Annotated in this window: 16 protein-coding genes and 1 pseudogene; 4 read left to right on the top strand and 13 right to left on the bottom strand. The window is 71.0% G+C overall.

Going from position 1 to position 17,852, the window contains the following annotated elements; translation table 11 throughout:
* Positions 1 to 116: 116 nt before the first annotated feature.
* From smc to IEZ19_RS37680, 3 genes are all read right to left on the bottom strand, one after another.
* A complete protein-coding gene (smc, locus tag IEZ19_RS37690) occupies positions 117 to 3,734 on the bottom strand; it encodes a chromosome segregation protein SMC (protein WP_189315893.1) in 3,618 nt (1,205 codons plus the stop codon).
* A 222-nt stretch (positions 3,735 to 3,956) separates the two neighbouring features.
* Positions 3,957 to 4,160 carry a hypothetical protein gene (locus tag IEZ19_RS37685; RefSeq protein WP_007384948.1) on the bottom strand — a complete coding sequence of 68 codons (204 nt, stop codon included), beginning with the start codon at positions 4,158 to 4,160 and terminating at the stop codon, positions 3,957 to 3,959.
* 382 nt (positions 4,161 to 4,542) lie between these two features.
* Positions 4,543 to 4,824, bottom strand: a complete 282-nt coding sequence (locus IEZ19_RS37680) for an acylphosphatase (protein ID WP_189315892.1) — start codon at positions 4,822 to 4,824, stop codon at positions 4,543 to 4,545.
* Positions 4,825 to 4,993: 169 nt separating this feature from the next.
* Between IEZ19_RS37680 and IEZ19_RS37675 the strand changes: the two genes are divergently transcribed.
* The gene (locus IEZ19_RS37675) at positions 4,994 to 6,181 is read left to right on the top strand and encodes a CAP domain-containing protein (protein WP_189315891.1); all 1,188 of its coding nucleotides are present in this window, start codon (positions 4,994 to 4,996) and stop codon (positions 6,179 to 6,181) included.
* A 318-nt stretch (positions 6,182 to 6,499) separates the two neighbouring features.
* Complete coding sequence (locus tag IEZ19_RS37670; protein WP_189315890.1) at positions 6,500 to 6,904, top strand: winged helix-turn-helix transcriptional regulator; 405 nt, start codon at positions 6,500 to 6,502, stop codon at positions 6,902 to 6,904.
* A gap of 19 nt (positions 6,905 to 6,923) precedes the next feature.
* Here IEZ19_RS37670 and IEZ19_RS37665 read toward each other — a convergent pair whose 3' ends face one another.
* The 9 genes from IEZ19_RS37665 to recG all read right to left on the bottom strand — a co-directional run bounded on the left by IEZ19_RS37665 (position 6,924) and on the right by recG (position 14,761).
* Positions 6,924 to 7,346 carry a DUF6924 domain-containing protein gene (locus IEZ19_RS37665; protein ID WP_189315889.1) on the bottom strand — a complete coding sequence of 141 codons (423 nt, stop codon included), beginning with the start codon at positions 7,344 to 7,346 and terminating at the stop codon, positions 6,924 to 6,926.
* Between the two features lie 48 nt (positions 7,347 to 7,394).
* Complete coding sequence (gene mutM, locus IEZ19_RS37660) at positions 7,395 to 8,258, bottom strand: bifunctional DNA-formamidopyrimidine glycosylase/DNA-(apurinic or apyrimidinic site) lyase (protein ID WP_189315888.1); 864 nt, start codon at positions 8,256 to 8,258, stop codon at positions 7,395 to 7,397.
* Between the two features lie 84 nt (positions 8,259 to 8,342).
* Positions 8,343 to 9,161, bottom strand: coding sequence for a ribonuclease III (rnc, locus tag IEZ19_RS37655; protein WP_189315887.1), 819 nt, complete (start codon positions 9,159 to 9,161; stop codon positions 8,343 to 8,345).
* A 7-nt stretch (positions 9,162 to 9,168) separates the two neighbouring features.
* Positions 9,169 to 9,342 (bottom strand): 50S ribosomal protein L32, encoded by a 174-nt coding sequence (gene rpmF, locus IEZ19_RS37650; RefSeq protein ID WP_003951102.1) that lies wholly within the window; start codon positions 9,340 to 9,342, stop codon positions 9,169 to 9,171.
* A gap of 2 nt (positions 9,343 to 9,344) precedes the next feature.
* Positions 9,345 to 9,986 (bottom strand): YceD family protein, encoded by a 642-nt coding sequence (locus IEZ19_RS37645; RefSeq protein WP_189315886.1) that lies wholly within the window; start codon positions 9,984 to 9,986, stop codon positions 9,345 to 9,347.
* A 163-nt stretch (positions 9,987 to 10,149) separates the two neighbouring features.
* Complete coding sequence (locus IEZ19_RS37640) at positions 10,150 to 11,304, bottom strand: cell division initiation protein (protein WP_189315885.1); 1,155 nt, start codon at positions 11,302 to 11,304, stop codon at positions 10,150 to 10,152.
* 57 nt (positions 11,305 to 11,361) lie between these two features.
* Complete coding sequence (gene coaD, locus IEZ19_RS37635) at positions 11,362 to 11,841, bottom strand: pantetheine-phosphate adenylyltransferase (RefSeq protein ID WP_189315884.1); 480 nt, start codon at positions 11,839 to 11,841, stop codon at positions 11,362 to 11,364.
* 26 nt (positions 11,842 to 11,867) lie between these two features.
* Positions 11,868 to 12,455 carry a 16S rRNA (guanine(966)-N(2))-methyltransferase RsmD gene (gene rsmD / locus IEZ19_RS37630; protein WP_189315883.1) on the bottom strand — a complete coding sequence of 196 codons (588 nt, stop codon included), beginning with the start codon at positions 12,453 to 12,455 and terminating at the stop codon, positions 11,868 to 11,870.
* A gap of 92 nt (positions 12,456 to 12,547) precedes the next feature.
* Positions 12,548 to 14,761, bottom strand: a complete 2,214-nt coding sequence (recG, locus tag IEZ19_RS37625) for an ATP-dependent DNA helicase RecG (protein ID WP_189315882.1) — start codon at positions 14,759 to 14,761, stop codon at positions 12,548 to 12,550.
* 60 nt (positions 14,762 to 14,821) lie between these two features.
* Here recG and IEZ19_RS37620 point away from each other — a divergent pair.
* Positions 14,822 to 15,285, top strand: a pseudogene (locus IEZ19_RS37620) (HSP90 family protein); the annotation flags it as partial.
* Between the two features lie 366 nt (positions 15,286 to 15,651).
* Here IEZ19_RS37620 and fakA read toward each other — a convergent pair.
* Positions 15,652 to 17,358 (bottom strand): DAK2 domain-containing protein, encoded by a 1,707-nt coding sequence (gene fakA / locus IEZ19_RS37615; RefSeq protein WP_189315904.1) that lies wholly within the window; start codon positions 17,356 to 17,358, stop codon positions 15,652 to 15,654.
* 256 nt (positions 17,359 to 17,614) lie between these two features.
* Between fakA and rpmB the strand changes: the two genes are divergently transcribed.
* Positions 17,615 to 17,800, top strand: coding sequence for a 50S ribosomal protein L28 (rpmB, locus tag IEZ19_RS37610; protein WP_189315881.1), 186 nt, complete (start codon positions 17,615 to 17,617; stop codon positions 17,798 to 17,800).
* The last annotated feature ends 52 nt before the right edge of the window (positions 17,801 to 17,852 follow it).

Here is a 17,852-nt window from a genome sequence, read left to right as displayed (position 1 = left end):
CTGAAGGTAATAGCAACGTTGCGAGACTATGCCTTCAAGTTTCGAAGTCAATCCATACCAGATGTGACAAATGTGATACAAAGGAGATCGACTGTGTCCAGCTCTTAAATGGTTGGTCACCGCAATCGCTGCGAGATGACCTTCGACACACCGTCCCCCTGCATCGAGACGCCGTACAGAGCGTCGGCGACCTCCATCGTGCGCTTCTGGTGCGTGATCACGATGAGCTGCGAGGACTCCTGCAACTCCTGCATGATACGGATCAGCCGCTGCAGGTTGGTGTCGTCGAGGGCGGCCTCGACCTCGTCCATCACATAGAAGGGGCTCGGTCGGGCCTTGAAGATGGACACGAGCATCGCGACGGCGGTCAGCGACCGTTCGCCGCCGGACAGCAGCGACAGCCGCTTGACCTTCTTGCCCGGCGGGCGGGCCTCGACGTCCACGCCCGTGGTGAGCATGTTGTCGGGGTCGGTCAGGACGAGCCGGCCCTCACCACCCGGGAACAGCCGGCTGAAGACGCCCTCGAACTCCCGGGCCGTGTCCCGGAAGGCCTCGGTGAAGACCTGCTCGACGCGCTCGTCGACCTCCTTGACGACCTGGAGCAGATCCGCGCGGGTCTTCTTCAGGTCCTCGAGCTGCTCGCTGAGGAACTTGTGCCGCTCCTCCAGCGCCGCGAACTCCTCCAGGGCCAGCGGGTTCACCTTGCCGAGCTGCTGGTAGGCGCGCTCGGCGGCCTTGAGCCGCTTCTCCTGCTCGGCGCGCACGAACTTCCTCGGCTGGTTGCGGGGGTGCTCCGGGTCCTCCGGGAGGACCTCGCCCTCGGCGGGCGGGGACGGCGGGACGAGCTGGTGCGGACCGTACTCGGAGACGAGCCCCGCCGGTTCGACGCCCAGTTCCTCCAGCGCCTTCGTCTCCAGCTGCTCGATGCGCATGCGCTTCTCGGCACCGAGTACCTCACCGCGGTGCACCGAGTCCGTCAGCTTGTCGAGTTCGGACTTGAGGTCGCGGCCCGTGGTGCGGGCGGCGGCCAGTTCCTGCTCGCGCTGCGCCTTGGCCGCCTCGGCGGCGGCGCGCTCCTGGTCGGCCCGGCCCAGCGACACCTCGACGTGGGCGAGCAGCTGGCGGGCGCCGGAGGCGACGGCCTCCGCAACGGAGGCCTCGTAACGCATGCGCGCGCGCCGCTGTTCCGCACGCGCGCGTGCCTCGCGCTCGGCGCGGGCGCCCCGGTCGAGCGCGTCGGCCCGTCCCGCGAGGCCCTTGACCCGCTCCTCGTGCGTACGGACCTGGAGGCGGGCCTCCATCTCGGTCTGCCGTGCGTTGGCACCATCGGCCGCGAGCCGGTCGCGCACGGAGGTGTCCGGTTCCTCCTCGACCGGCATCTCCTCGGCGACGGCGAGCCGCTCGGCGAGTTCCTCGGCCTCCTGGACAGCCTTGTCGAGGGCCTCCTGCGCACGGGCCGCCGCCGCGGTGGACCGCTCGGCCTCACCTGCGGCGCCGCGGGCCTGGCCGGCGAGCCGTCCGAGCTGCTGGGCGACGGCCGACTTCTCCCGGTCGGCCGCCCGCCGCCGCTCCCCCAGCTCCTCGACGAGCCCGGCACACTCCTTGCGCCGCTCCCCCGCCGCCTGCTGGGCCTCGGTCAGCGCCGCACACCGTACGGCCAGCTCCTCCAGCTCGGCGGCGGCCTCGTCGACGGACGCCTGCACCTCGAGCAGACTCGGCGCGCCGGCGGATCCGCCGTGCGCGAAGTGAGCGCCGAGCAGGTCGCCCTCGGCGGTCACCGCGGTCAGCTCCGGGCGAGCGTAAACCAGGTCCTCGGCGTCCTCCAGCGTCCCGACGACCACGATCCCGCGCAGCAGCCGGCGTACGGCGGGCATCAGTTCGGCGGGGCCGCGGACGAGGTCGGCCGCGAGGAGGTGTGAGCGGGGTTGTCCATCGGCTGTGGGCTCGTCGTGGCTGGTCGCGTCTGCGCTGCGGAGCCGCATGTCGATACGGTCCGCGCCCACCTGGGGCGTCTCCTCCCCCGCCAGCAGCAGGGCCGCTCGGCCGCCGTCCTGCTTGCGCAACAGGCGGATCGCTTCGGCCGCCGAGGCCGGGGTCGCCACGGCGACGGCGTCGGCCGCCGCGCCGAAGGCCGCGGCGAGGGCGACCTCGTGGCCGGGGGCCACCGTCAGCAGCTCCGCCGCTGGGCCCAGGACCCCGGTGAGCCGATCCCGTGCCCCCAGCAGTATTCCGGTGCCGTCCTTCCGCCTGAGGCCCAGCGCCAGCGCCTCGTGGCGGGCTTGGGTCGCCGCGCGCCGGCGCTCCGCCGCCGTGGTCGCCTCGCGGGCCGCGGACAGGGCGCTCTCGGCCTCGGCGAGCTGCCGCCTGGCCGCCTCGTGCTGCTCACCTAGTTCGGCGTCGCCCGCGTCGAGGCCGTCGACCTCCGCCTTCAGCGCCTCGTACTCCTCCTGCGCGACGACGGCCCGTTCCTGGGCCTCGTCCCGGGCCGCGGCCAGCCGGTCGATCTCGGACTGCGCTGCGGCGGCCCGCGAACGGGCGGCATTGACCTGCCCGTTCAGCCGGGCCAGGCCCTCCCGCCGGTCGGCGATGGCACGCGCCACGTCCTTCAACCGCCGTTCCTCGACGGCGAGTTCACGCTCAAGTTCGGCACGGTGGCCGACAGTGTCGTCGAGCGCACGCTGGGCCGCTTCCAGAGCGGCCTCCAGTTCGGCCTCCTGCTCACGGATGCGGGCGGCCTCGCGCTCCATGTCCTCGGGGTCCCGGCCGCGCCGCTCCTCCAGCGGCGCCGAGGTCGCGCTCTTCACGCGCGCGTCGGCCAGCGAGATCGTGCCCCGGACGCGCTCGGCGAGCTGGGACAGCTCGTACCAGGTCTGCTGGGCGCGCTGCAGCCTGGGCGTGAGCTGCCGTACCTCGTCCTCGAGCAGGGCCTCGCGCTGGAGCGCCTTCTTCAGCTCCTGCTCGGCGGCTTCCTTGCGCTCCTTCAGCGCGGCCTCGTCTGCGACCTCGGCCTTGAGCGCCTCCCGCAGCCGTACGAGATCGTCGGCCAGGAGGCGCAGGCGCGCGTCGCGCAGATCCGCCTGGATCACGGCCGCCCGGCGGGCGACCGCCGCCTGCCGGCCCAGCGGCTTGAGCTGGCGGCGCAGTTCGTCGGTGAGGTCCTGCACGCGCGCGAGGTTGGCCTGCATCGCGTCCAGCTTCCGCAGCGCCTTCTCCTTGCGCTTGCGGTGCTTGAGGACGCCGGCCGCCTCCTCGATGAAGGCGCGGCGGCCCATGGGGTCGGCGTGCAGGACGGAGTCGAGCTGGCCCTGGCCGACGATGACGTGCATCTCGCGGCCGATGCCGGAGTCGGAGAGCAGGTCCTGGATGTCGAGGAGGCGACAGGTGTCGCCGTTGATCTGGTACTCGCTGCCGCCGTTGCGGAACATGATCCGCGTGATGGTGACCTCGGCGTACTCGATGGGCAGGGCACCGTCGGAGTTGTCGATGGTCAGGGACACCTCGGCGCGGCCCAGCGGAGGGCGGCCGGTGGTGCCGGCGAAGATGACGTCCTCCATCTTGCCGCCGCGCAGCGACTTGGCGCCCTGCTCTCCCATGACCCAGCTGAGCGCGTCCACGACATTGGACTTGCCGGAGCCGTTCGGACCGACGACACACGTGATGCCCGGCTCGAACCGGAGCGTGGTCGCCGAGGCGAACGACTTGAACCCGCGGAGGGTCAGGGCCTTGAGGTGCACGCCGCTGGACTCTACCTTCCGCCGCTATCTCACTCCATGAACCCTCGCAACCTCACGGTTTCACGCATGAACATGCAGGGCACACCAGACGTTAAAGAGGGTGAAAGGATGCGCGGGGGCAAGAAAGAAGGGACGCCGAGGCGTCCCTTGCAACTCTGACAACTTAGCGGTTGATACGGGCAGCCCGACCACTGCGTGAGCTGTCGTGGAGCGATGCAGCGATCAGGTGAGCGCAGGCTCCGCCTGGTGTGCGTCGATGCTCTCCATGATCCTGTCGTGAGAAGCGGCAGCCGCCAGCTCATCGTTCTCCGCCTGGATCCGTACGAGCTCGGATTCCAGGTCCTGTACGCGCTGCTGGAGCCGTCGCATCTCGGCGAGGAGTCGAGGGTCGGAGCCGCCGACGTAACCGAGAAGCGCCTTTGCCATGATGGATGGTCCTCCACACTGAGTGACCGACCGAAGCGGTGTGGGTCGTGAGGGATTCGCACCCGCGGTGCTTGACACACTCGAGTGTTTCTCTGCCATTGCTACATGCCAAACAGCTAAGGTGCGCGGGGCTTTCAGCGTCTCACCAAAAAGTTTGACGGTCAACACGATCACGCCCCGTATTGACGGGCAACCCGGTGGCACGCGGCCGACAGACCGCGGCGCTGCGACTTTCGCGGGGCCCCAGGGGCTGAGCGATCACCTGTAAGAGCGGAGCCTGCCACGGCGCGCCGTTCTTGGCAACCACCAGGCCGTTTCTGCCTCCGGCAGCTGCCGGAGGCATGCCCCGCCACTGCCGCCTGCGCGGCTTTACAGAACGGACTCAGCGGATGGCGAAGCCGTCGTAGCCGCCACGGGGTGTGTCCCAGATCTCGGTGACACCGTCCACGCGCCCGGGCGTGTCGCTGCCCTGGAGCCAGTCGAGAAGTCCTTCGCAGCCCTCGCGCGAACCCTCGGCGACCACCTGGACGCGACCGTCCCCCAGATTGACGGCAAACCCGCTCAGGCCCCCGATCTCCAGGGCCTTGGCACGCGTGAACCAGCGGAAACCCACACCTTGGACGCGTCCCCGTACCCAGGCGACCAGTCGCACATCCTCGCTCATGGCTGCAACCTAACCGGGCAATGTCCCTCGAGGCACTTCCTCCCCTCCCGCCATGCGGTAGCGTCCCCACCCAATGAATCTCATATGAAACTCACTCGATCGAGTGAGTTGGGTTGGCCCGCGAGGTCGAACGAGCGCGGTCGCCCGCCGGCACGAGGAAGGCCAGGACATGGGACGCCACCGACGCTCAGCCGCCGGCCGCGCCGCCACGGGCCGCGCCACGGGGATCACGGAGACGCACGGTCCCGCCACGGACAGCCACGACCCCCACGGCTCGTACAGGGGTCGCCCCGCCACCATGGGCATCGCGCCCTATCTGAACCCTGAGGCGTACGCCGACACCAATGCGCGGAGTTCGGCGTACCTGTACGCAACGGACGACGAGTACGGGCCCGTCTCGGACACGATCAGCTTCTCCGCCGACGGGTTCGCCACACAGAGCTTCTACGCGGAGAACTTCGCGACGGACGGCTACGCCACCGACGGATACGCGGACGGGTTCGCACCGGCCGGCGGCGCGGAGCGGAGCCGTGGGCGCCGGCGGAAGAAGAAGGCCGTGACGCCCGTGCGCACGGGGCTGCTCGGGGTCTCCGCCGCCGTCGCCATCGGCACGGTCGCCGTGGCCACGGGCGTGGTGCCCGGCCTCGACAACTACCGGCTCGGCGGCGGCACCAGCGCCTCCGGCGGTGACAACGTGCAGGCCGCGGGCGTGCCGAGCAACTCGGCGAGCGGGCAGGGCGGCACCTCCGGCAGCGCGGAAGCGGGCCGGGACAGCGGCGGCGGCACGACGAGCCGGGACAGCGACCGCTCGGTCTCGCCCACGGCGTCCGCCTCCGCGCCGACGGCGCCCGCGCCGGTCACGACCCCCTCGAAGAAGCCGAAGCAGACCGCCCCGCCCGGGCAGATGAAGCCCAAGCCGAAGCACCCGGCCGCGACGAAGGCGCCCAAGCATCCCTCGGCCCCGGCGAAGGTCTCCGCACAGGCCGCCGCCGAGGCGGAGGTGCTGAAGCTGGTCAACGACGAGCGGGCGAAGGTGGGGTGCAGCCCGGCCTCCGCGAACAGCTCGCTGACCCGGCTGGCCGAGTCCTTCAGTGAGGACATGGCCTCGCGGGACTTCTTCGACCACACCGACCCGGACGGCGCGACCCCGTGGGACCGCGCCGCTGAGGCCGGCATCATCGACCTCGGCGGCGAGAACATAGCCCGGGGTCAGGCAGACGCGGCCGCCGTGATGGAGGCCTGGATGAACAGCCCCGGCCACCGGGCGAACATACTGAACTGCGACTTCAAGACGCTGGGCGTCGGCGTGCACTTCGCCGCCGGCGGCCCCTGGTGGACACAGGACTTCGGCTATTGAGAATTCCGCAGGTCAGCGCCCTATGAGGTCTCTTGGGCCGTCTCGGGGCCGTCATCGGTAGCCGGGCCGTCCCCGAAGACCGCATCCACGACGGCCCGAGTGCGCGTCGCGCTGGTCGGCATCGGGTGCGTGCAGACCGAGGTTGATCCGGTTCATGCGCCTGAGGCGGTGCCCATGATCGGTCCAGCGTCCCCCACTGCTCCTCGGCGAGGACCGTGGTGTGGCCGTAGCCGGAGTGGTAGGCGATGGAGAGCGAAAGCGCCAGCTTTTAGTTAGTGCAACCTATAGGTTAGCGCTGCCTGCGAGTACGCTTGCGGCGTGAACAGCGCCGAGGAGCTCACGGCGGGGCAGAACCTGCGGCACCTCCCGTACAACGTGTTCGCGAAGACCTGCCCGTCGCGCGGCACGCTGGAGCACGTCACGGGCCGCTGGGGCGCGCTCACCCTGGGCGCCCTGCACGAGGGCCCGTTCCGCTTCAACGAGCTGCGCCGCCGCGTGGACGGCGTGAGCGAGAAGATGCTGTCCCAGACCCTGCACGCGCTGGAGCGCGACGGACTGGTCCACCGCGAGGCCCAGCCGACGAACCCGCCGCGCGTGGACTACGAGTTGACCCCGCTGGGCCATGAGGTCGCCGAGCGTCTGCTGTCCCTCATCCGCTTCGTGGAGGGCTCGATGGACGACGTGCTGGCGGCCCGGCAGACGTACGACGCCTGCCGGGACTGAGACCCCGGACAAGAAGCCGTCAGACGGTGTCGAAGCCCTGGAATGTGCCCGACGCGTCGGCCGCGTCCGCGTAGTCGGCGAAGTCCGCGTTCGCGATGCTCAGGTTGGCGGAGATCTCCGGGAACCAGCGGACCGGCACGCGGAACGTCCGCCCGGGCTCGTCGAACAGGTCGACCGCGAGGAGCGGGTGCGCCGCGTCGCTCATGGTGGTCGCGTCGGCGAGGAAGACCTCGCAGACCTTGTCGTCCTCCGCGGCGGCCGCCTCCGCGTCGAGCACCGCCTGGACGCCCGCGTCCGCGAACCGCGGGTCGCTGACGAAGGTGGCTGTGCTCTTGTCGTCGGCCGCCTCGATCTCCTTCCGCACGGCCTCCCACGCGGCGTCGTCGGCGAAGTCGGTGCGCAGGACGAGCGTGGTCAGGTCCGCGGGCTGGGGTAGCGACATGAACATGATGCTCTCACCCCGGGTCCGCGGCCGTGCGGGCGGTACCCCTCACACGACCCGTGCGCTCGGCGGCCGTTGGCACTTCGGGCAGAAGCAGCTGGAGCGGTTCATCCACGGGCGGCGGCGCATCGGGGTGCCACAGCGCTTGCAGGGCAGGCCCTCGCGGCCGTACGCGTCGAGCGAGCGGTCGAAGTACCCCGACTCGCCGTTCACGTTGACGTACAGGCTGTCGAAGCTGGTGCCGCCGACGGAGAGGGCCGCCGTCATCACGTCCCGTACGTGGCCCAGGAGTTCAGCGGTACGTGGGCGGGTGAACGTCGCGGTGGGGCGGTCGTAGTGCAGACGGGCGCGCCAAAGCGCCTCGTCCGCATAGATGTTGCCGACGCCGCTGATCAACGACTGGTCGAGCAGGGCCCGTTTGATGGTGGTGCGCTTGCGCCGCAGGGCCTGGTGGAACGCCTCGTCGTCGAACAGCGGGTCGAGGGGGTCACGGGCGATGTGCGCGATGACGTCGGGCAGTCCGTCGGGGGTGTTGTCGTGCAACGACAGCCCGCCGAAGGTGCGTTGGTCGACGAAGCGGAGTTCCGTGCCGAGAGCGTCGGCGAACCGGACGCGGATGCGCAGGTGCTTCTCGTCCGGCGTCTCGTGCGGCTGCACCAGCAGTTGGCCGCTCATGCCGAGGTGCGCCAGGACCGACTCGTCGGTGTCCTCCAGCGGCAGCCACAGGTACTTGCCGCGCCGGCACGGACTGCCGATGGGGTGGCCCTTGAGCCGCTGCGTGAAGTCGTCCGGTCCGGGCACATGACGCCGTACGGCACGGGGGTGCAGCACCTCGGCGTCGGCGATGGTGCGATGGGCGACCCACCGCGCGAGACCGCGCCGCACGACCTCGACCTCGGGCAATTCGGGCATCACAACCCCCGTACACGAACCGTGGATGAGCCGAGCGCCCGCCCCCTCGCGGGAGCGGGCGCTCGATCTCGCTGTTCTGCTGCGTCAGGCGGAGGCGGAGGACGGGTCGTCGGCCTCTGCGGCCGCCGTGGCACGCTCGTCCGCCGCGGCCCGGATGGACCGCCAGGCGGACTCGGCGGCCTGTTGCTCCGCCTCCTTCTTGCTGCGGCCGGTGCCGGTGCCGTACGAGACGCCTCCGACGCGGGCGGCAGCAGTGAAGGTCTTCTCGTGGTCGGGGCCGGTCTCCGTGACCAGGTACTCGGGCACGCCGAGTCCCTCCGTCGCGGTGAGCTCCTGGAGACTGGTCTTCCAGTCCAGGCCGGCTCCGAGGCTCGAGGACTTCTCGATCAGCGGGTCGAAGAGCCGGTGCACCAGCTCGGACGCCGAGTCGAGGCCCTGGTCGAGATAGACCGCGCCGATCACCGCTTCCAGGGTGTCGGCGAGGATGGACGCCTTGTCCCGGCCGCCCGTGCCCTCTTCACCGCGGCCGAGCCGGATGAAGGAGCCCAGGTCGAGGCCGCGACCCACTTCCGCGAGCGCACGCGAGTTCACCACCGCTGCCCGGAGCTTGGCCAGCTGGCCCTCGGGCAGGTCGGGGTGGGTGCGGTACAGCGTGTCCGTGACGACGAGGCCGAGTACGGAGTCCCCGAGGAACTCCAGCCGCTCGTTCGTCGGCAGACCGCCGTTCTCGTACGCGTAGGAACGATGGGTCAGTGCTCGCACCAGAAGGGCGGACTCGAGCTGGTAGCCGAGCCGCCCTTCCAGAAGCGTGTGGGACGAGGCCGTGTTGTCCGCTTTCTTCTTGGCGGACGGGTCCGCCTTGGCGTCAGCCGCCTTCTTGGGACTGGACACTGTGCCTCTCACCAGCCGCTCAGACCTCGAGGACCTGGCGCTTGTTGTAGGTGCCGCAAGACGGGCACGCGATGTGCTGCTGCTTGGGCTCGTGGCAGCGCTCGCACGCAACCAGGGTGGGGACCGCAGCCTTCCACTGCGACCGGCGGTGGCGCGTGTTGCTGCGCGACATCTTCCGCTTCGGAACAGCCACGGCTACTTCTCCTGCTTCTCGTCGACGCCCGGTTCGGCGCCGCTCATCTCGTCCTTCTCGTCCGACGTGGTGCCGGCGAGTCCCTGCAAAGCCGCCCAACGGATGTCGACGGCGTCATGGTGGTGGTCCGGGTCGTCCGCGAGCCGTACTCCGCACTGAGAGCACAGTCCCGGGCAGTCTTCCTGGCACACCGGCTGCATCGGCAGTGCGAGCACCACCGCATCGCGCAGCACCGGTTCGAGGCCGAACAGGCCGTCCTCGAGGAAGAGCCTGTCCTCGTCGTCCTCGGCGTCGTCGGCCGGTTCCGCCTTCACGCGGCCCCGGTCGTCGGCGTCAGGGTACGAGAACATCTCCTGGAAGTCCGCTTCGACGTCGAGCTGAAGCGGCTCCAGACACCTTACGCACTCCCCCTCGGCCTGTGCACGGGCGGTGCCTGTGACGAGCACACCTTCCATGACCGACTCGAGCCGGAGTTCGAGCTCCACCGAGGCGCCTTCCGGCACTCCGATGACCCCCTCGATGCCGAGATCCTTGGGAGCGTCGATCGTGCGGGTCAGCCGCTGCAGCGCACCGGGCCGCCGCCCGAGCTCGTGAGTGTCGAACACGAGCGGGTTGCGGTGGTCGAGGCGCGTGTGAGGGGCCATTCCTGCTTTCGATCTTCAGAGCTGGGGGACGCCGTCCCGCGATGTTCCCGGGGCAGCGCTGATCGCGGGCGTACACGCGACCGAAGAGCCAGGATACTGGACCTTTCGCTTTCGGCCCAATCCGGTGGTCGCACCCGGCGGCCGGGGCCGCCGGCACCGGCCGCTACAGGCCTCGCCCCTGCTCGTACGCCCGCAGCTGCTCGGCGCTGATCATGCTGGTGTCGAAGAGGCTGGTCTCGTCGAGGTCGTAACCCTGCTGGGCCTCCTCGGCGGGTTGCTGGGGCTGCTGCCGGACGGCGTTGGGGTCGTAGCCGCCCTGCTGTTGCGGGTCGTAGCCCTGGTACGCCGCGTACGGGTCGGCCTGCTGGTAGCCGTACGGGTCCTGCTGCTGGGCGTACTGGTAGCCGTAGGCGTCGGGCTGCTGGTAGCCGTACGCCGTCTGCACGGGCTGCGGCTCGTACGCGGGCTGCCGCGGCAGCTGGGGCTGCTGCTGGGCCGGCTGTTGCCGGGCCGGCTGCGGCTCGTACGCGGGCTGCCGCGGCGGCTGGGGCTGCTGCTGGGCCGGCTGTTGCCGGGCCGGCTGCTGCTCGGCCGGTTCGTCGGACAGGGCCGCCAGGTCGGCGAGGTAGTCGGCGTCGCTGGAGTGCTGGAAGGTCGTGGGGTCGTCGGCGAGGGCACCGAGGTCGTCAGTGGCGATCCTGCCATGCAGCTTCTGCCGGCCGCGGCCTACGGCCTCCAGGGTCTTGGCCAGGACCGCCTCGAAGGCGCCGAGCTTGACGTCGACGTAGTCGTGGGCGTTGCGGCGCAGGGTCTCCGGGTCGTGGCTGCGCTCGGGGGCGTCCTCGTCCTCGTAGCCCTGCTCGTCGAGGCCGGGGCCGGTGCCGAGCAGCTTCTCGCGGCCGCGGCCGACCGAGCCGAGGGTCTTGGTGAGGACTACCTCGAAGTTGGCGAGCTTGGAGTCGACGTAGTCGTCGGCCTCGGCGCGGACCTCCTCGGCCTCCGTGCGGGCCTCGGCGAGGATCCGGTCCGCCTCGGCCTGCGAGCGGCGGGCGACCTCGGTGTCCGAGATGAGCGAGCCGCGCTCGGCGTGGGCGTGCTCGATGATCCGCTCGGCCTCCTGGCGGGCCTGCTCGACCATCTGCTCACGGCCGCCGATCAGCTCCTCGGCCTGGGCGAGGGAGCCAGGCAGCGCCTGGCGCACCTCTTCGAGCATCGCGAGCAGCTCGGCGCGGTTGATCACGCACGACGCCGACATGGGCATGGCCCGGGCACTGGAGACCGTGGTCACGATCTCGTCGAGCTTCTTCTGGACGTCCACCTGTGCTCGCCACTCTCTACCGCTGTGTTGGAGACGGACGGGACGACTGTAGCCCCATCAGTCCTTGCGCAGACGCTTGTTGAGTGCCTCCAGGACGACCGGCGGCACCAGGTGGGCGACGTCGCCGCCCCAGGTCGCGACCTCCTTGACCAAGGAGGACGAGAGGAAGCTGTAGGTCGGGTTGGTCGGCACGAAGAGGGTCTCGACGCCCGTGAGGCCGTTGTTCATCTGGGCCATCTGCAGCTCGTAGTCGAAGTCGCTGACAGCGCGCAGGCCCTTGACGATGGCCGGGATGTCACGCTGCTTGCAGAAGTCGACGAGGAGGCCGTGGAAGGCCTCGACCCGTACGTTCTCGAACTCGGCGGTGGCCTGGCGGATCAGGTCGATTCGCTCCTCGATCTCGAAGAGGCCCTTCTTGGCCTTGTTGATCATCACCGCGACGTACACCTCGTCGTAGAGGCGGGAGGCACGGGAGATGATGTCGAGGTGTCCGTTGGTGATCGGGTCGAACGACCCGGGACAGACGGCGCGGCGCACTTGTGATCCCTCGCTCTCCGGTCCGGTCATCGTGCGTCTTCGCACGTAGAGGCGGCGCGACCGTACCAAAACGTTCCCTCGCCGTAACGACGGGACCGGATCGCCTCGAAGCCGTCCGGCCAGTCGAATTCGCCGCCTCTGGTGCTGCGCTCCACGGTGACGAGAGCTTCCTTCCCGAGCCAGCCCTGCGTGCGGAGTGTGAGCAGAATCTCCCGAAGATCGTCGTCCGTGACGGCGTACGGGGGGTCGAGGAAGACGAGGTCGTACGGCTCGGCCGGCGCCGGTGACTGAACGATCTGTTCGGCTTTGCCCGATCTCACCTCGGCGCCGGGGAGGCCGAGATTCTTGACGTTCTCCCGGATGACCTTGGCCGCGCGGACGTCGGCCTCGACGAGGAGGGTGTGGCTCGCGCCGCGGGACAGCGCCTCCAGGCCGACGGCTCCTGAACCGGCGTACAGGTCGAGGACCCGCTCCCCCTCCAGGGGGCCACCGAGGAGGGACTGCCAGGTGGAGAAGAGGCCTTCGCGTGCGCGGTCGGAGGTGGGGCGGGTTCCGTTCCCGGGCGGAACGGTCAGGCGGCGGCCCCCGGCCTTGCCGGCGATCACGCGGGTCATTTCGGGTCCTTGTTCGAGGGCGGTTACGGATTCAGTTTGGCAGCTGGTCCGTCCTGGTTGCTCGCGCCCGCGCCCCTTTCGGGGCGTTCCACTCACCCCTTCTCCAGGTACTGCTCCCTCTCCTCGTCCAAAAGGGCGTCCAGGGCCGTGCGCAGGCCAGGGAGGCGTTCCAGCTCCGGATCGACCGCCACCACCGCCGTCGCCTCCTCCCTCGCCTCCGCGATGATGTCCTCGTCCTCGATCACCGCCAGGACGCGCAGGCTCGTGCGGGCGCCCGACTGGGCCTGGCCCAGGACGTCGCCCTCGCGCCGTTGTTCGAGGTCGATGCGGGAGAGTTCGAAGCCGTCGAGGGTGGCGGCGACCGCGTCCAGACGTTGGCGGGCCGCGCTGGCCTCGGGCATCTCCGTGACCAGGAGGCAGAGGCCGGGGGCCGCGCCCCGGCCGACGCGGCCGCGCAGCTGATGGAGCTGGGAGACACCGAAGCGATCGGCGTCCATGATCACCATCGCCGTGGCGTTGGGGACGTTGACGCCGACCTCGATGACCGTGGTCGCGACCAGGACGTCCGTCTCCCCGGCCGCGAAGCGGCGCATGACGGCGTCCTTGTCGTCCGGCTGCATACGGCCGTGCAGGACCTCGACCTTCAGTCCCTGGAGCGGGCCTCTGCCCAGCTGGTCGGCCACGTCGAGGACGGCGAGGGGCGGGCGCTTCTCGGCCTCGTCCTCGGGGGACTTCTTCTTGCCCGCCTTCTTGGGGTCGTCCTCCTCGTCGCCGATCCTCGGGCAGACGACGTACGCCTGATGGCCGTTGGCCGCCTCCTCGCGGACCCGCTCCCAGGCGCGCGTCAGGAAGTGGGGCTTGTCGGCGGCCGGGACGACATGGCTGGCGATGGGTGAGCGGCCTGCGGGGAGCTGGTCGAGGACCGAGGTCTCCAGGTCTCCGAAGACCGTCATCGCGACCGTGCGCGGGATCGGCGTGGCCGTCATGACCAGGAGGTGCGGGGGCTGCTTGCCCTTGCCGCGCAGGGCGTCACGCTGCTCGACACCGAAGCGGTGCTGTTCGTCCACGACCACCAGGCCGAGGTCGTGGAACTGGACCTTGTCCTCGATCAGCGCGTGTGTGCCGATCACGATCCCGGCCTCGCCGGTGACGAGGTCGAGCAGGGCCTGGCGGCGGGCGGCCGCTCCCATGGAGCCGGTGAGCAGCACCACCTTGGTGGCCTGCTCGGCGCCGCCCAGCATGCCACCCTCGGCCAGCTCGCCCATCATCTCGGTGATCGACCGGTGGTGCTGCTGGGCGAGCACCTCGGTGGGCGCGAGCATGGCGGCCTGCCCTCCGGCGTCGACGACGGCGAGCATGGCGCGCAGGGCGACCAGGGTCTTGCCGCTGCCGACCTCTCCCTGCAGCAGGCGGTGCATCGGGTGGTCCGTCGCCAGGTCGTCGAAAATCTCCTTCGAGACCTTCTGCTGACCCTCCGTGAGGGTGAAGGGGAGGCGGTCGTCGAAGGCGGTGAGGAGGCCCTCCGGGGCCGGCTGCCGTGGTACCGCCGGCAGCACGGCGTCGGCGTGGCGGCGGCGGGCCAGGGCAACCTGGAGGACGAAGGCCTCGTCCCACTTGAGGCGAGCGCGGGCGTCGGCGATGTCGGCCTTGGTGTGCGGGCGGTGGATCTTGTGGAGGGCCTCGGGGAGAGTGACCAGGCCGCGGCCCGTGCGGAGGGAGCCGGGGAGCGGGTCGAGGGCCTCGTCGGCGGTCGGGAGGATCTGCTGGACCGCCTTGCCGATCTTCCAGGACTCCATCTTGCCGGTGGCCGGGTAGATGGGGATCAGGGCGCCGGCCCAGGTCTCGGCCGTCTCCGCGGCGGCGTCGTCACCGTGCAGCAATTCGTACGCCGGATGCGCCAGTTGCAGGCGGCGGTTGAACACGGAGACCTTGCCCGCGAACATCGCGCGGGTGCCGGGGAGCAGTTCCTTGTGCGGCTTGTGAACGCCGTTGCCGAAGAAGACCAGTTGGAGGCGTCCGCTGCCGTCCGTGATGGTGACCTCCAGGCGCTGGCCCTTGCCGCGGGGCGCCTTGGCGGAGGCGAAGGTGTGCAGGCGGGCGTCGGCGACCTGGGCGACCACCGTGACGTGCTCGTCCATGGGGAGGTCGGCGAGGCGGGTGAGCTGGCCCCGCTCCTCGTACCTGCGGGGGTAATGGTGCAGGAGGTCGCCGACGGTGTGCAGGCCGAGGTGCTCGGCCATCACCTTGCCGGTGGCGGGGCCGAACTCCTTCTCCAGTGGTTTTTCCAGTGCGGACACGAGATCCATTGCACACCACACCACCGACATTGCCGTACACGTGTTGGGAAACCCCTGGTCAGGCGGGCTGGCGGGACCCTGCGCGTTCAGAGCTCCGGCGTCGGGCCCACCGAGCCGGACGTGCACACCCTGCTGGCGACGATCGGTGGCAGCTCCAAGCGGCCGGAGGGCTGCAGGAGGCCGTTCGGAGTTCCTGGGCCGGTTCGGCGTCGGGCTGCCCGCCTGCTTCGTGGTCGCCGAGCGGATCCGCGTCGCCAGCCGCAGCGCACGGACGCCCGGCGCCGCGCCAGTGGAGTGGACGGCGAGCGACGCCGGCTCGTACACCGTGCGCACCCTGCCCGATGAGGCCCGGACCGAACCGGGCACCACCGTGCACCTGGTGGCACGGGCCGGTGCCGGCGCGTGGCTCGCGCCCGAGCGTGTCCTCACCCTGGCCCGGGACTTGGGCTCACTGCTGCCGTACGACGTCCGGGTGGGCGACGGTGGTCACCGACCTGCCAGCGCCCTGGGACCGCCCGTACCCCTCCCCGCCGATCGCCGAGCTGGCCCGCTCGGTGCCCGAGGACGCCGGGATCCGGGCCGCGTACGGTCGGGCGCCGGCCGAGATGACGAAGGCCGCGACGGTGTCGGCCTCGCTCGGCGACGCCGCGCTGCACAGCCGTACCGGAGCGGAACCGGCCGCGGCGGTCGCACGCGCGCGTGCGGTCCTCGAGGCGTACGAGGGAGCCGACGACGAGGACGAGGCTGTGGCGTCGTGCCGGGCGGAGGCGGCGCAGATGCTCAACCTCGAGGAGGAGTGAACGGGGCGGGCCTCACGCGCGCCGGAGCGAGTCGAGAACAGGCGAGGGCCTCTCCGGAAGCCGCGCTCGCTCCACGCGCGTGTGCGCGGGTCCCGAGCGTCACTCCACGCCGATCAGCAGCAGTGCTCCCTGGCGGCCGCCCCGGTACACCACCGTGTCGACGGCGAGGTACGACTCGCGTACGCGTGCCTCGAGGCGGTCGGCGATGGTGGTCGGGGCCTCGTCGCCGAGGACCAGGGTGACGAGTTCGCCGCCGGCCTGGAGCATGCGGTCCAGGACCGACTCGGCGGTGGCCGTGACGTCCGTGCCGATGACGGCCACGTCCCCGTCGATCAGGCCCAGGACGTCACCGGCCTGGCAGATGCCGGCCATGGTCCAGGACTGGCGCTCGGCGACGACGACCTCGGCGTGACGGGTGGCGCCGGCCGCCGATGTCATCGACACCACGTCCTCGTCGAAACGGCGCTCCGGCTCGTGCACGGCGAGCGCGGCGATCCCCTGGACCGCGGAGCGCGTCGGGATGAGGGCGACGCGGATGCCCTCGGTGCGGGCCTGCTCGGCCGCGGCGGCCGCGGTGTGACGCAGCTCGGCGTCGTTGGGCAGCAGCACGACCTCGCGCGCGTGGGCGCGCCGTACGGCGTCGACCAGCTCCCCGCTGGCGGGCGGCTCCCCGGGGCGCGCGAGCACGGTGGTCGCGCCGGCCTCGGTGTACAGCCCGGCCAGGCCCTCCCCGGGGACGACCGCGACCACGGCCCGCTGCACGCGCTCCCGCGGCGGCAGGGCACCGCCCCGGGTGTGGACGTCGCCGAGCCCGAAGTGGGTGATCCGGATCCGGTACGGCCGCCCGGCCTCGACGCCCGCCTCCACGGCGGCGCCCGCGTCGTCGACGTGCACATGCACGTTCCACAGCCCGTCCCCGCCGACGACGACCAGTGAGTCTCCGAGGGCGTCCAGCCGCGTCCGCAGCCGGTCCACGGCGCTGTCCCCGGCCTCCAACAGGTAGATCACCTCGAAGGCGGGCCCGCCCGGCTCGGCCCCGTCGTCACAGCCTCCGCCGGCGGCAGCGGCCACCCCGCGCGCGTGCGCCTCGGCGAGGGCCGCCGCGTGCGTGTGCACCCCGCGCACCGGCACCGGCGCCCCCGGCGCCTCCCCCGTGAACGTCTCCACCAGGGCCGCCAGCACCGCGACCAGGCCGCGTCCGCCGGCGTCGACCACCCCGGCCCGCTCCAGCACGGCCAGCTGGCCCGGGGTCACCGCCAGGGCCGCGCGCGCCCCCTCGTAGGCCGCCCGGGCGACGGTCCCGCAGTCGCCCTCGGCCCCGTCGGCGGCGTCGGCAGCGGCCGAGGCGACGGTCAGGACGGTGCCCTCGACCGGGTGTGCCACGGCCAGGCGGGCGGCGTCGGCGGCGTGCCGCAGGGCGAGCCGCAGGCCCTGTCCGTCCGTATGGGTCGTCTCACCGTCGGCGGCGAACACCTGGGCCATGCCGCGCAGCAGCTGCGCGAGGATCGTCCCGGAGTTCCCGCGCGCCCCGATGAGCGCGCCGTGCGCCATCGCGCGCACCGCCTCCGCCAGCGAGGGCCCGGCTCCCTGGGCGGCGCCCACCTCGTACCCGGAGAACACGGCCTCGACCGCGCCCACGGCCGACTCCAGCGTCAGATACAGGTTCGTACCGGTGTCCCCGTCCGCCACCGGGTAGACGTTGATGGCGTCGATCTCCTCGCGCGCCTGTCCCAGCGCACGGAGCGCATGACCGCACCAGGTGCGCACCGCGAGAGCATCGAAGAATGTCTGCGGCACCTGCGCCACCTGCGCCTCCTTGAGCTGCTGGACGGGACGCAGCGTAGACCCCGGGTCGGTGTGCACCGGAACAGGGCCGGGAGCGGGGCCCCGAGCTGCCATGGTAGTTTCGTTGTACGGACGCAGCCGTTGTATGCTGCTCCGGTTGCCCGATCTCGATCGGGCCATTCCCCTGGCAACGCCACTCAAGATCTCGGATCCTCGGATCCCGGTCCCGGCATGCTGGGATCAACCGTAAGTGCATCTGAAGTCTTTGGAGTGACCCGTGGCTGCCAACTGCGACGTCTGCGGCAAGGGGCCGAGCTTCGGCAACACCATCTCGCACTCGCACCGCCGTACGTCCCGCCGCTGGAACCCGAACATCCAGCGTGTGCGTACCGTGGTGGGCGGGACGCCGAAGCGCGTGAACGCTTGCACCTCGTGCATCAAGGCCGGCAAGGTCTCGCGCTGACGCACAGCGCGGCCACTGCTGGTCCGACGCAAAAAGCCGGTCCACCTCGCGG

Origin of the sequence: Streptomyces brasiliensis (assembly GCF_014647875.1) — a bacterium.
In the GTDB taxonomy this organism is placed as follows: Bacteria; Actinomycetota; Actinomycetes; order Streptomycetales; family Streptomycetaceae; genus Streptomyces; species Streptomyces brasiliensis.
Note: the sequence above shows the minus strand (reverse complement) of the source record. Positions and strands in the feature narration are given on the sequence as shown.